Origin of the sequence: Nocardia sp. NPDC058176, from assembly GCF_042883805.1 — a bacterium.
Lineage (GTDB): Bacteria > Actinomycetota > Actinomycetes > Mycobacteriales > Mycobacteriaceae > Nocardia.
In genome coordinates this window covers 1817320-1830288 of the sequence record NZ_JBHVVA010000001.1, presented here as the reverse complement: position 1 = coordinate 1830288, position 12969 = coordinate 1817320, and the positions used below count along the sequence as shown (strand labels likewise).

Genomic DNA, 12969 nt, shown 5'->3' with positions numbered 1-12969 from the left:
CCACCCCGACCCGGCGATCAGGGATGAGTGCGGTGGTGTCGGTGGGTTTCGGTAGCGTCGCATGCTGTGGAAACCGGTGAACGTATTCGAGAGCTCGCGGACCGTGTCGTGGTGCTGCGTGAGGCCTACTATCAGGGGTCGCCGCTGGTCGCCGATGCCGAGTACGACGGGATCGAGGACGAGCTGCGGGCGCTGATCGACGCGCATCCCGAGCTCACGCCGGACCCGAATCCGCTGGATCAGGTCGGGGCGCCGGGAGTCCTGCACGCACCGGTCCGGCACTCGCGGCCGATGCTCTCGCTCGAGAAGGCGACCAAACCCGAGCAGGTCGAGGCGTTCTTCGGCCGGTTCCCCGGACAGCCGGTGGTGGTGATGCCCAAGCTCGACGGGTTGTCGCTGGCGCTGGTTTTCGAGGACGGGCGGCTGATGCGCGCGGTGACCCGCGGTGACGGCACCACCGGCGATGACGTCACCCCACTGGTCCGCGCGCTGGTCGACGGTGTTCCCGAGCGGATCGACGTCGCGGGGCGGGTGGAGGTGCGCGGTGAGGCGGTCATGCTGCGGTCGACCTTTGTCGCCTACAACACCGCCCACCCGGACAAGCCACTGATCAATCCGCGCAATGCCGCGGCGGGCACGCTGCGGGCGAAGGACCCGGCCACGGTGTCCGAACGCCGGCTGCAGTTCTTCGGCTTCGACCTGGACACCTCCGCCGACGAAGCCGCCGACGACCTGGGGGAGGGCCTGCGCGCGCTCGGGGTCGCGGGTGCCCAGATGCGGGTCTGCGCCGATGCCGAGCAGGCGCAGGCGGCGATCACCGCGATCGAGCAGGGTCGCAACGACCTGGACTACGACATCGACGGCGCCGTCCTGCGGCTGGCCGACCGCGAGGCCTACGCCGCGGCCGGGACCCGTTCGAACTCCCCGCGCGGTGCGCTGGCCTTCAAATTCGCTGCCGAGGAGAAGACCACCCTGCTGCGCGAGGTGATCTGGGATGTCGGCAAGACGGGCAAGATCGTCCCGGTCGCCTGGCTCGAACCGGTGTTCGTCGGCGGCACCACGGTCACCAAGGCGACGCTGGCCAATCAGGAGGTGATCCGCGCCCGCGACATCAAGATCGGTGACACGGTGCTGGTGCGTCGCGCGGGCGATGTGATCCCGTTCGTCGCCGGCGTTCTCGACGCCGCCAAGCGCACCGGCGAGGAGCTCGAGATCGTCTCGCCGACCGCCTGTCCCTCGTGCGCGCAACCGGTGACCGAACAGGGCAACAGCCGAGAGCTGTTCTGCACCAATGTCTCCTGTCCCGCGCAGACGGTGCGCAGGCTCGTCCACTGGGCCTCGCGGGCCGCGGCCGACATCGACGCCATCGGACCGGTGTGGATCGAACGCCTGGCCGAGGCGGGCATCTTGGAGAACCCGTCGGACTTCTACACGCTCACCAAGGAGCGCCTGCTCGAATTCGACCGCGTCGGTGAGGTCTCGGCGGCCCGCATGATCGACTCGATCGATGCCAGCCGCCAGGTCGGGCTGCGGCGCGCGCTGATCGGTCTGGCCATTCCGATGGCCTCCGACGGCACCGCCGCGCGACTTGCCCGCGCGGGCTTCGGCTCGCTGGAGGAGGTCGCCGACGCGGGGGAGGAACGCCTGGTCGCGGTGGAGGACATCGGCCCGAAGGTCGCCGCCTCCCTGGTCGCGCACCTCCAGCGCCTGCGCCCGGAACTGGACCGGCTGCGCGAGCGGGGCGTCAGCCTGGACGTGCGGGCCGAGGATCTCCCACCGGTGATCGCGGCCGACGCGCCGTTGGCGGGCAAGTCGGTGGTGATCACCGGCGCCATCAGCGACCCGCGCTCCGGCGAGAAGGTCGCCCGACCGACCTTCCAACGCCTGTGCGAGAAGGCCGGCGCGACAGCCACCTCGTCGGTCTCGGCGAATACCGACCTGCTCATCACCGGCGCCGGCGTCGGCGACAGCAAGCTGACCAAGGCGGAGAAGCTCGGCGTGGAGGTCGTCGACCAGGGGGAGATCTGGAGCCTTCTGATCGCCGCCAAGGTCGTCTAGACCTCGGCGGCGACCGGCGCGTCAGTTCGCGCTGAGCATGCGCGCGAACGTGCCGTCCTGGCTCGCGAGTTCCTGGGGGGCACCGGATTCCACCACGCGGCCCTCGCGCAACACGATGACGTGATCGGCCGACATGATCGTGTGCAGGCGGTGCGCGGCGATGACGAGGGTCCGCTGTCCCGACATCGTCGCCAGCCACCGCTGCACCACGGCCTCCGAGATCGGGTCGAGTGCCGCCGTGGCCTCGTCGAGGACGACGATCGCCGGATCCTGCACCGCGATCCGGGTCAGGTGCACCCGCTGCTGCTCACCGCCGGACAGCCGCGCGCCCTGTGCTCCGACCACGGTGTCCCAGCCGTCGGGCAGCCGCTCGATGACTTCGTCGAGCCCGGAAAGCTGTGCGGCGGCAGCGAGTTCGGCATCGGTGGCGGCCGGGTTGGCCAGCCGCACATTGTCGGCGATCGTGCTGTCGAGCAGGACCACCTCGGCCAGGACACCGCTGACCCGCTCACGCAGGTTCTCGAACGGCACGTCACGAACATCGACGCCGCCGAGCTGGACCGCCCCTTCGGCCGGATCCGCGAAGCGCAGCAACAGGCGCAGCAGGGTGCTCTTGCCCGCGCCCGATTCGCCCACCAGCGCGACGGTCGACCGCGCGGGCACATCGAGCGAGATGTTGCGCAGCGTCGGTTCCGTGGCACCGGTGTACTGGAAGCTGACATCGTCGAGCCGGATGCCGAGCGCGCTGTCGGTGGGCAGCTCCTTCGCGACGGCGGGCTCGGGAAGTGGCCGGGTGCCGAGGAATTCGGTGGTGCGGCGAATCGTCGAGCGCGACGTCCGCAGCATCCGTGCCGTCGCGGCGACCGTATCGATCGGCTCGGTGAATCGCAGCGCCATGGTGAGCAGGGCGATGAGCACCACCAGATCGGTGGGGCTGCTGAGCAATTGGAACCCGATCACCACGACGAGGGCGGCGACCGTCAGATTGACCGCGGTGCCGAACGCCGCCCGCGCGGTGATCTCGGTGCCCACGCTGACCCGGGAGGTGCTGTCGAGATCGTCGAGCGCGTCCATCAGCAGCTTCTTGCCCAGGGTGTCGCGGTGGGCGGTCCGCAGGGTCGGTTGGGAGTCGGCGTATTCGATGATGCGCGCGGTCGCCTCGACATTGGCCGCGTGATCGGCCTGCTCGCCCGCCTCGAGCGTGCGGGTGGTGACGCGGTAGACCCCGTAGAGGATCGGCAGGGCGGCGAGCATCACCAGCGCCGCCTGCGCGCTGGCGAAGGCGGCGAAGACCAGCACGATCGCCGGGGTGAGGACACCACGCGCCAGCGCCGCGAGATTGAGCAGCACATTGCGCGTCGTGCTGATCGCACCCGGCCACAGCAGCGCGATGAGCTCGGCATTGTGCCGGGGCGAGAACCAGTCCAGCGGCACCTTGCGCAGGTGCGCGATCTCGAGTTCCTGGATCCCGGCCATCGCGTCGAAGGTCGCCCGCGTCGCCTTCTGCGTCGTCCAGGCATTGACGATCAACGTGGTCGCGGTGGCGATCGCCAGGGCGAGCAGCCACCAGAGCGCCGAGGACGAGCCGTGCAGAATCGCGGCGAGCGTGGGCAGGGTCAACCCGACGGTCACGCCCTCGAGCACGGCGTAGACGACCGCCCGGACGATCTGGTGGCGATAGTTGGCGACGGTCTTCTCGTCGAGTACCGACAGCAGGTCCTTGATCATTCGCGAACTCCCGCACTCGCCGTGGTGTGCACGTTCTTCATCGTGGCCTGCCACATGGTCTGGTAGGTGCCCGCCGTCGCCACGAGCTCGGCATGACTGCCGACCTGGGTGATGCGCCCCGACTCGACCAGCACGATCTGATCGGCGGCGGCGATCGAGCGCAGGTGGTGGGCGATGTAGACCACCGTCCGGTCCCGTGCGACCACGGTCAGCGCCTCGTGAATGGCCGCCGCCGATTCCGGGTCGATGTTGGCGGTCGGCTCGTCGAGCACGAGCACGGCCGGGTCGGTGATGACGGCGCGGGCCAGCGCGATCCGCTGTTGTTCGCCGGACGACAGCGCGATGTCCTCACCGACGATCGTGTCGTAGCCGTCGGGCAGCGCGCGGATCCGCTGGTCGATCTGGGCGATGCGGGCCGCGGCGAGCACGTCGTCGTCCGAGGCGTCCGGGCGCGCGAGCCGGATGTTGTCGGCGACGGTGGTGCGGAGCAGTATCGCCCGCTGGGGCAGCACGGTGATCCGCCGGTGGATCTCGGCCGGTTCGATCTCGCGGACATCGGTGCCGCCGAGGCGAACCGCGCCTGCGGTGACGTCGTGGTGGCGCGCGATCAACGCGGCGATCGTGGACTTGCCGGAGCCGGACGGCCCGACCACCGCGGTGAAGGACCCTTCCGGGATGTCGAGCGAGACGTTGGCGAGGACGGGTTCGTCGTCGTAGGCGAAGGTGACATCGGCCAGCGACACCGCGTTGTTCGCCGGTATCTGGGGCCGGTCCGGGACAGGTAGTGGTGCTTCGGCGAGGAATCCGTCGATGCTGGTGGCGGCATTGGCCGCGCCGACAACACCCCAGCGCGCGAGGGTGATCGCCGCGGGGGCGGCGGCCAGCAGCGGCGCGGCGATGACGAAGGGCACGAGGTCGGCCGGGGCGATGCTGTCCGCGCGCAGCAGGAGATAGCCGACGCCGAGCACGACCAGCAGCGTCAGCACCGGGTCGACGAGCGCCCCGATCCGGGTGCCGCGGGTCTCCTGCTCGCGATGGGAGTCGACGATCACCTGGTGCAGTCGCGAGTGCGCTTTCAGCAGCCGGGACGGGCGCGCACCGACGGCGGCCCCGAACCGCAGCGTGACGGCGTCACGGAGTTCTTCGTGCGCCGCGGCGAGCAGTTCCGCGATCGCCGGGCCCTGTTCGGAGTGGTACGCCATGGCCCGCTTGTAGATGCCCTGCTGGAGAACGTAATAGGTGGCGGTGGGGATCGCGATCGCCAGGGCGAGGCGCCAGTCGATCAGCAGCAGCCACAACCACACCGCCGCAGGCGCCACCGAGGCCTGGATCAGTTCCATGCGCCCGTGCGCGACCGCGCTGTGCAGGGTCTCCACATCGTTGCCGAGCACCGACAGCGACTTCTTGGACGCGTCCGAGGTGAACCAGCCCAGCGGCAGCCGCGCGATGTGCTCGGCGGCGAGGGTGCGGATGTGTTTGCGGACCCGCAGGTCGGCGACGTGGGTCAGGTAGTAGGCCAGCGACGTGGCGAGGAACCCGGCGACCACGGCGACGCAGACGATCACGATCCCGGTGACGACGGCCGATCGCGGATCGTGGGCGGGATCGCGATGCGCGTCGTAGGCGGCGCGCGCGATGACCCAGATGCCACCAAGCGTGGCGACGGTCAGCGCCGAGGCCACGATCTGGATGACCGTCGCGGCGCGCAGCAGCGTCGTGGCGGGCGTGGTGTGGCGGCGCAGCGCGGTCTTGTCGACCGCGGGTACGGCGTCGACCCGTCTCAGCCGAGACGCTGCGGCGCGTGCCCACCCGAGGACAGTGTTGTGCATATCAGCTCGAGTACCTTCTCTGTTGCTTCGAGATGCGGATGATGGCCGGTGTCGGGCAGCAACGCGAGCGAGGTCGGCCCGGCGGTGTGCTCGGCGATCAACTCCGGTTGGCGGGCGGTTCCGTACTTGTCGTGCTCGCCCTGGATCACCAGCTGTGGCGCGGTGATCCGGGGCAGACAGCCGGTGAGGTCGAAGTCCGCCTGGAACTCGTCCGAGAGCCAGACGTTCGACCAGCGGTCGAACAGCGCCTCGGCGGAGTCGTGGTGGAGTCGCAGCGACGGGGCGATCGCGTCGAAGTCGTGGGCGGTCTGCCGGATTCCTCGCAGGGTGACCTCCTCGACGACGATGTGCGGGGCGATGAGCACCAGTGCGCGCACCGGATACTCCGACGCGTACACCGTGGCGATGCTCGCTCCGTCACTGTGCCCGATGAGCACCGGCGGGGTCCGGACCTCGAGCTCGTCCAGGATCCACGGCAGCACCTCGCGCGCTTGCGTGTGCAAGTATCGCGTACCCGTCGGTCCGGTACCGCCGGAGCCGCCGTACCCGTGCCGGGAGTACACCAGCGTCGGGAGCCCGGTGCGCGCGGCGAAGGACGCGGGGACCATGCCCCACTGGCCGATCGACCCCAGACCCTCGTGCAGGAACACCACGGTCGGCCCCGGCGCTCGCCCTGGCCGGTGGACGTACTCGATCGCGCCGTCCGGATGATTCAGCAGCGGCATCGTCACCAATTCTGATTGCGGACGTCGAGCATGTTCTCGCCGAGCGACGCCTTACCGACATAGTCCAGGCAGTGATGCGGCTTCGCGGGCATGATCGCGCAGAACTGCACCTCGCGCAGCAGCCGCTGCATCGGTTTGTCGGCCGCCATCGCCGCCGATCCGATGAGGCGGACCGCGTCGGAGGCCAAGTGTTGCGCGGTCTGGCCGAGATGGTGTTTGGCGGCGTAGACGAGCTTGTTCGTCGAGGTCTGCGAGCGCCGGGTCACCACCGCCGCCGCGGCGCGCTGCACGAGGGAGCGCGTGGCCTCGAGCGCGACGACCATCTCACCGAACTGCGCCACGGCCGCCGAGTCCGTGCGCCGCCGCTGGTCGGCGTCCAGGTGTGCCCCCGCGACCTCGACGATGGCGGTGGCCAGCCCCAGGTAGGCACCCAGATAGCCGGCGGCCATCCAGTGCGGTTCGCGAATCGTCTTGAACAGCGACATGCCCTCGACACCGAGAAACAGGCGGTCGCGGGGAATCTCGGTCGACCGCATCGTCAGCTGCGCGGTCGATGTGCCGCGCAAGGCGATGCCGTTCCACTCGTCGGCGAAGCTCACCCCGGGATCCGAGGCGGCGACGACGAAGTGCGAGACCTCGAAGTCGTCACCGTCGGCCGGGCGCGCGGACACGACGTAGTAGTCGGCGACACCGGCCAGCGACACGAACGACTTGTGACCGTCGAGCACCACCCGATCGCCGACGTTGCGGTAGACGGTGGCGATCCCCTGCAACCTGGCACCGGTCGCCGGCTCGGAGACGCCCGAGGCGAACAGGGCGCCGCGCTCGACCACCTCGTGCACGACCCACTCCCGGAACGCGCGGCCCGCACCACCGAGATCGGCCGGATCGGCCTCGAACAGTGACCCGAGCGCGACATTGTGCATGTTGAAACCCAGTGCGGCCGAACCGTTCGCGCTGCCGAGAGCACACAGCATCGAGGTGTACTCGGCGAAGCTCAGTCCCATCCCGCCCCGATCGACCGGGACCAGCGCGGCCAGCAGACCGGACGCGCGAATCGTGTCGTAGACCAGCGCGGGCGCGCACTCGCCCTTGTCCACGGGATCGGCCAGCCTGCGGAGTTCCTGCTCGACCCCGGCCACGGCCGCGTGTGCCACGCTCGGCGCCGCCGAGTCCGGAAGTGCCTGTGCCATCTCAGTTCTCAACGGGAAGTCCTAGGTCTCGGGCGATACCGACGCGCAGCAGGTCGTTGGCCCCGGCGTAGATCGAGGCGGCGAGCGCGCTCGCGGTGGCCGCCGTGTGGCCGGAGCCCTCGATGACCGACCGCACGCCGAACAGCCGCCCCGCGGTCATCTCGAAGTCCATGAGGTCCTGCGCGCAGGAGATCTTCACCATGGCGGCCGGTGTCACGAAACTCGACACCGAGGCCGTTGGCGCGTCGATGCGCGCGGCGAGCCCGTGCACCGCGGTGCGCACCCGATGCACCGCGACTGCCATGTCGGCCACCCGCGACGCGACCAGCGGACTGGCCCCCAGTGCGCGGCCGAACTGGTGGCGAGACCGCGTCCAGTCCACCGCCCGATCGAGCGTGCGCTGCATGATGCCGACGGCATAGCTCATCAGCAGGGCGCGTTCCCAGGTGGTCGTCGTCGAGAGCAGGGCGAGCCCCGATCCCTCGGCGGCCACGAAATCCGCGGGCCCGACATCGACGCCGCCGAACTCGACCGCACCCATCGGCACTTCCGGAACCGCGAGCTTGTCGAACGGCTCCGACCGGCTGACTCCCGGACGATTCGCCGGGATCAGCAATGCGCTGAGCGCGAACGGATGTCGCCCCGGTGAGGTGCGCGCGAAGGTCAGGATGACATCGGCGCGCGGTGCCGCGGTGACGTAGGCCTTGCGTCCGGTCAGCTGCTGACCGTTCGCGCCGTCCTCGACGACGGTGCTCATCGAGAGCGGATCGCTGCCGCCCGCGTCCTCGGTGAGCGCGTGACACAGGATCAGCGACCCGTCCCGAATTCCGTCGAGGTAGGGCGCCAGCGGCCGGGAATCCAGTTCGGACAGTGGCCATTGGATACCGAACACCTGCGAGGTCAGCGCGTAGCAGAGCCCGGGCGGTACCCCGGCGAGCCCGACGCCCTCGAGCACCGAGACGGCGTCGAGGACGGCGCCCGCGCGGCGTTCGCGCAGCGAGGACTCCATCACCGACGCGACCGGCGGTGCCGCCAGCAGCACCTTCCACGCGTCCCGGAACGGCAGGCCCGCGAGATCGTCCGCGATGCCGTGCAACTGCGCCGCGGTGGCCCGCGCCGATTCCTCGGGCGTGGTCGAGACCGTCGCACCGGGGGTCATCGCGCCGCGCTCCCACAGGCATCGAGCACCGCGGCGTGCAGGGTGCTCGGGGTGCGGAAGTTGCGGGCGATCACGAAGCTCTCCGGCAGCTTGGTCTTGGTCCGCCGCTCCAGCTCGGCGACGACGTTGACCAGGGTCAGCGAGTCGATCAACCCGGTGATGAGCAATTCCGTGTCCGGTTCGACCTCGATGACGGTGTCGGAGTGTCGCTTGGTGACAGCGGTGTGCAGAATCGTGCAGATCTCGTCGATCTCGATAGAACCGACTTCGTCCTGGTCGGAGGTCATGTCCCTGCTCCCTCGGTTTCGTAGTGGTGGGGATGTGTCCCCCGGCGGGCGGCGATATCCGCGAGCTGTGACCTGTCGACCTTTCCTCGGACAGTGACGGGAAGGCTTGGCAGACAGACGATGTCGTCGGGCTGATGGGTGGCGGGCAGCTGGGCGCGGAGCGCGTCGGCGACCCGCGGGCGACCGGTCTCGGCATCGGTGTCGCCCAGGTCGAGGAACAGCGTGATCCGGTTCTCCGGCCCGGTGGCGACCGCGGCGGCCGCGTGGACGCCGTCGGTGGCACCGGCGATGGCGGCGATGCCGTCCAGTTCGATGCGGTAGCCGCGGCGTTTGACCTGACTGTCCGCGCGACCGAGCAGATAGAGGCGCCCGTCGCTCCCACGACGGGCCAGATCGCCGGTGCGATAGCTGCGTCTGGTCACCCCGTCCGGATACCGAACCGGCACCGTCGGATCGGTGAGCACGCCGCCCGACAGGTAGCCGGTGAGCAGTTGCGGGCCCGCGACGACGAGTTCGCCCTCGTCGCAGGGCATCAGCTCGGCGTCGACGGGGACCGCGTGCATGCCGTCGATGGGTGCGCCGATCGAGACCGCTTCACCCGGGTGCCAGTCGCGCGAGATGACCTCGGCGGTGCAGACATTCGTCTCCGTCGGGCCGTAGAAGTTGTGGATCTCGACCCCGGGCAGCGCGGCAGTGAGCTCGGCGAGCGCCGCTGCGGGATAGGGCTCACCGGCGTACACGACGGTGCGCAGGGTCGGCAGCCGACCCGATTCGGTATTCGGCAAATGCTGGGCAATTCCTCGTAGGAGCGTGGGAACTGCGTACATCGTGGTGATGGCGTTCGCGTTCAGCCAGTCGGCAATGTCGGAGGGAAAAGCCTTGAGCCAGTTGGGTAGCACCACGTGCGCCGCACCCGCGTGGGCGGCGGCGAAGAGATCGAAAGTGCTCAGGTCGAAGGTCAGTGCGGACTGGGCCGCGATGCGATCGGTATCGGTGAGTCCGACGCGGTCCGCGGCCCAGCGGATGAAATGGTGTACCGCGCTGTCGGACAGGAGTACGCCCTTCGGTGTTCCGGTGGATCCCGAGGTGGACAGCAGGTAGGCGGCTTCGCTCGCCTGCGCGGGCGGAATATGTCCGGTCTCCGACAATGTCAAGGATGAGATCATTGCGGTTTCATGATATTTCCACCCGGGCAGATCGGTGCTCGCGCGGTCCGTGAGGATATGGGAGATCGCCGAACTCTCGACGATGGCCGATGTGCGTGCCGGCGGATCGCCGGGTTCCAGTGGTGCCACAACGGCTTCGGTGATCACCACCGCATGGATTGCCACGACCGCATCGATCGACCTGTTCAGCTGGACGCCGACAACACTGTTCCGGTCGATACCACTGTCGCGCAGAGCTGTTGCCAGCTCGGAGGCCCTTTTCTGCAATTCCGAGTACGTCAGAGTCGTGCCGTCGGAGGAGATTGCACAATGATTGCCGAAACGTGTTGCCGCGCTGTCGATCAAGTCGGAGAGGGTTGCTTCGTTCGCTGAATGCGGGGGCGTTGACATTGTGCCCATGGCAATTTAGCTTAGCCTAAGCTAGTCAAACGTCAAGACGGTTCTCCACGACTTCCAGGGCGGGACGGTAAGCCCGCAGTACGGGCTGGTGTGATGTCAACCAAGTCGAAACATGTAGTGCTAGAAGACGATCAATCCCGAACCCCACTCGCCGACGCGGTCGCCGCGGTCGCGCACCGGACGGTGAACCTGCACGCGACCCCGTTGACGGGGCGTCCGATCATCACGCAGGAGGGCATACGCGCAGTTCAGGACCAACTTCTCGGGGATCGGGCACCCGCCGCTGACCAGTCCTTCGGTGCGCACGCGATCGACTCGTTCCACCATCCGCGCGGTGTCCTCGCGGATGCGCAGGCCTTGGCGGCCAAGGCATTCGGAGTAGCGCAGACCCAGTTCGTCACCGGCGGTTGCACGATGGCGAACACATCGCGATCGCCACGACACTGCCGCGCGGCGGACGTGCCCTCGTGGACGCTCGCGCGCACCAATCGGTGCACTTCGCGGTGGACGACCGAACCGCCTCGGTGACAGTGATTCCCGAGGTGGACGGCGTGATCGACGTGGGGCGGACAGCCGAGATCCTGCGGTCGGCGCACGAGCGCGGCCACCCGTTCGACGTGGTGGCCCTCGGGGCGTCGACCTACGACGGGCAGCGCCTGGATTGTTCGATGGTGTTGCCGGAGTTGGCGAGTGCCGATCCGCGTGTTCGCTTCGTGTTGGACGACGCGTGGTGTGCCATACATTGCTTTTCAAGTGGAAGTATGTATCCGGGACCGTTGGCGGCGCTTCCAGCATTACGTAGCCTAGGTTATGGAAACCCGGTCATCGTCACGCAGTCCGCGCACAAGACGATGCTGGCATTGCGCCAAGGTGCCTACATCCACGTGGATTCGGGGGCCGAATTCGAGATCGAGAAGCGGCTACGATCGAGCATCTTCCGATATCACACGACTTCGCCGTCCTGGTTGATTCTCGCGTCCTTGGATATCGCCCGCGCGCACGCGGTGTGTGATGGTGATCTTTCGATCCAGCGTTCTCTGGGATTGATCCAGCGCCTTTCCGATGGCCTCGAACGGCGAACGCCCGGTCGATTTCAGGTATTGGCCGCGGACGCGAAATATCCCTATCGAACCGATGCGCTGCGGGTGCACATCCGGGTTCCACCGGGCGGCGACGCCGTAGCGATCAGGGAAACGCTCTGGGGTGAGCACGGTATCCACATTCCGCGCGTGCAAGGCGACCGGTTGGTCGCCAGTGTGACCATCGGTGCGAGCGAGGACGCGATCGACCGGCTGGTCGCGGCATTGTCGGAGCTGACCGTGCCCACCGCCGTGGCGCCGCGTGCTCGGCGACCGGTCGAGTCCGAATTCGACGGATTCCTCATCGCCTATCCACCCGGTGTTCCCTTGCGACTGCCCTATTCCGGCCGCGGCGCCGCGATGGCGGACGACATCGAAGACGAAGTGACCAATGGTGCCGAGATATTCGAGATCGCCTCGAGTTGGCAGCCGCGGCCCACCTCCGTGGCGCCACGAGAAATGTAGACAGACGAGCGAAAGGCCATTCACGATGCCGACAACACAGCAGATTTCGACGGCTTGGCAATCGGACAGCTATCAGAAGGTCAACGCTCCTCAGACGGCGGCCAACCTGCGTGCCCTCGAACTCGTCGACGACCTCGTCACCACCGGTGCGCGGCTCGTCGACGTCGGATGTGGCACCGGTGAGGTCGCCAAGACCATGGCCGAACGCGGCCTGCGGGTGACCGCGATCGACGGGTCGCAATCGATGGTCGACGCGACCGCCGAGGCGTGCGCGGACCTCGGAGTCACGGCCGCGTGCCTGGATGCCAACGAGTTGGACCTGGAGGCAGCGGGTTTCGAGATCGTCCACTGTTCCTGGGTGCTGCATTGGCTGCGTGATCTGGATTCCGCGATCGCCGCGCTGGCGGGCGCGGTGGCACCCGGCGGCGCACTGGTGCTGCAGTGGAGCCGGGCGCTCGCGCCGGCGGAGGGCCGCGGTCAGGTCGGGGTGTTCGAGGACCTGGCCGCCGGTTCGGAGTGGGCGCCGAAGCTGCGCGATCTCGGTCCGTCGATCAACTACCAGTACCCCGTCGACGATGTCGTCGCCAGGGTGGGGGCGGCGGGGCTGGTCGTCGACCACATCGACACCGCACTGTGGGGGCCGATCCCCACCTCCGTAGAGCCCACCCCGGAGATCGTCGAGTCGGTGGTACAGCGGTTGCGCCACACCGGATTCGGCGTGCACGAGCAGCTGCTCGGCACCGAGGAACTGCTGCGCTTCCTGCGCGCCGGTGTCGTGGCCGCCCTCGACGCCGGACTGACCGACCCGCGCGACGTTCGCCTCATCGCCCGCCGGCCGTCGCTCACCCCCGCCGAGCCCCTCAGCTGAAGACGCGCGGCGG

11 protein-coding genes are annotated in these 12969 nt (G+C 68.6%); 4 read left to right on the top strand and 7 right to left on the bottom strand.

Going from position 1 to position 12969, the window contains the following annotated elements:
- The first annotated feature begins 66 nt into the window (after positions 1–66).
- On the top strand, positions 67–2058 hold the full coding sequence (gene ligA / locus ACFVVM_RS08580) for an NAD-dependent DNA ligase LigA (RefSeq protein ID WP_387614827.1): 1992 nt from the start codon (positions 67–69) through the stop codon (positions 2056–2058).
- A gap of 21 nt (positions 2059–2079) precedes the next feature.
- Here the strand turns inward: ligA and ACFVVM_RS08575 are convergent, their stop codons facing one another.
- Genes ACFVVM_RS08575 through ACFVVM_RS08545 form a run of 7 tightly spaced genes read right to left on the bottom strand, consistent with a single transcriptional unit; the run spans position 2080 to position 10535 of the window.
- Complete coding sequence (locus tag ACFVVM_RS08575) at positions 2080–3786, bottom strand: ABC transporter ATP-binding protein (RefSeq protein WP_387614823.1); 1707 nt, start codon at positions 3784–3786, stop codon at positions 2080–2082.
- On the bottom strand, positions 3783–5615 hold the full coding sequence (locus tag ACFVVM_RS08570) for an ABC transporter ATP-binding protein (protein WP_387614820.1): 1833 nt from the start codon (positions 5613–5615) through the stop codon (positions 3783–3785). The genes ACFVVM_RS08575 and ACFVVM_RS08570 overlap by 4 nt, the downstream gene beginning before the upstream one ends.
- Positions 5567–6340, bottom strand: coding sequence for an alpha/beta fold hydrolase (locus ACFVVM_RS08565; RefSeq protein ID WP_387614817.1), 774 nt, complete (start codon positions 6338–6340; stop codon positions 5567–5569). Before ACFVVM_RS08565 ends, ACFVVM_RS08570 begins: the two co-directional genes overlap by 49 nt.
- A gap of 2 nt (positions 6341–6342) precedes the next feature.
- Positions 6343–7533 carry an acyl-CoA dehydrogenase family protein gene (locus tag ACFVVM_RS08560; RefSeq protein ID WP_387614814.1) on the bottom strand — a complete coding sequence of 397 codons (1191 nt, stop codon included), beginning with the start codon at positions 7531–7533 and terminating at the stop codon, positions 6343–6345.
- A 1-nt stretch (position 7534) separates the two neighbouring features.
- The gene (locus tag ACFVVM_RS08555) at positions 7535–8692 is read right to left on the bottom strand and encodes an acyl-CoA dehydrogenase family protein (protein ID WP_387614811.1); all 1158 of its coding nucleotides are present in this window, start codon (positions 8690–8692) and stop codon (positions 7535–7537) included.
- Entirely contained in the window at positions 8689–8979 is a 291-nt protein-coding gene (locus ACFVVM_RS08550) for a phosphopantetheine-binding protein (RefSeq protein WP_387614808.1), read from the bottom strand. The genes ACFVVM_RS08555 and ACFVVM_RS08550 overlap by 4 nt, the downstream gene beginning before the upstream one ends.
- Positions 8976–10535 (bottom strand): AMP-binding protein, encoded by a 1560-nt coding sequence (locus ACFVVM_RS08545; protein ID WP_387616792.1) that lies wholly within the window; start codon positions 10533–10535, stop codon positions 8976–8978. Before ACFVVM_RS08545 ends, ACFVVM_RS08550 begins: the two co-directional genes overlap by 4 nt.
- Positions 10536–10637: 102 nt before the next feature.
- Here ACFVVM_RS08545 and ACFVVM_RS08540 point away from each other — a divergent pair, with 102 nt between their 5' ends.
- The 3 genes from ACFVVM_RS08540 to ACFVVM_RS08530 are packed head-to-tail and all read left to right on the top strand — an operon-like array spanning position 10638 to position 12956.
- Complete coding sequence (locus tag ACFVVM_RS08540) at positions 10638–11072, top strand: hypothetical protein (protein WP_387614805.1); 435 nt, start codon at positions 10638–10640, stop codon at positions 11070–11072.
- Positions 11012–12088 carry a hypothetical protein gene (locus ACFVVM_RS08535; RefSeq protein ID WP_387614802.1) on the top strand — a complete coding sequence of 359 codons (1077 nt, stop codon included), beginning with the start codon at positions 11012–11014 and terminating at the stop codon, positions 12086–12088. The genes ACFVVM_RS08540 and ACFVVM_RS08535 overlap by 61 nt, the downstream gene beginning before the upstream one ends.
- A 25-nt stretch (positions 12089–12113) precedes the next feature.
- Positions 12114–12956, top strand: coding sequence for a class I SAM-dependent methyltransferase (locus tag ACFVVM_RS08530; RefSeq protein WP_387614799.1), 843 nt, complete (start codon positions 12114–12116; stop codon positions 12954–12956).
- Positions 12957–12969 lie beyond the last annotated feature (13 nt).

Coding starts and splice junctions, on each gene's coding strand:
- ACFVVM_RS08555 (WP_387614811.1), bottom strand. CDS start 8,692: ATGACCCCCGGTGCGACGGTCTCGACCACGCCCGAGGAATCGGCGCGG.
- ACFVVM_RS08565 (WP_387614817.1), bottom strand. CDS start 6,340: ATGCCGCTGCTGAATCATCCGGACGGCGCGATCGAGTACGTCCACCGG.
- ACFVVM_RS08540 (WP_387614805.1), top strand. CDS start 10,638: ATGTCAACCAAGTCGAAACATGTAGTGCTAGAAGACGATCAATCCCGA.
- ACFVVM_RS08550 (WP_387614808.1), bottom strand. CDS start 8,979: ATGACCTCCGACCAGGACGAAGTCGGTTCTATCGAGATCGACGAGATC.
- ACFVVM_RS08530 (WP_387614799.1), top strand. CDS start 12,114: ATGCCGACAACACAGCAGATTTCGACGGCTTGGCAATCGGACAGCTAT.
- ACFVVM_RS08570 (WP_387614820.1), bottom strand. CDS start 5,615: ATGCACAACACTGTCCTCGGGTGGGCACGCGCCGCAGCGTCTCGGCTG.
- ACFVVM_RS08560 (WP_387614814.1), bottom strand. CDS start 7,533: ATGGCACAGGCACTTCCGGACTCGGCGGCGCCGAGCGTGGCACACGCG.
- ACFVVM_RS08545 (WP_387616792.1), bottom strand. CDS start 10,535: ATGTCAACGCCCCCGCATTCAGCGAACGAAGCAACCCTCTCCGACTTG.
- ACFVVM_RS08575 (WP_387614823.1), bottom strand. CDS start 3,786: ATGATCAAGGACCTGCTGTCGGTACTCGACGAGAAGACCGTCGCCAAC.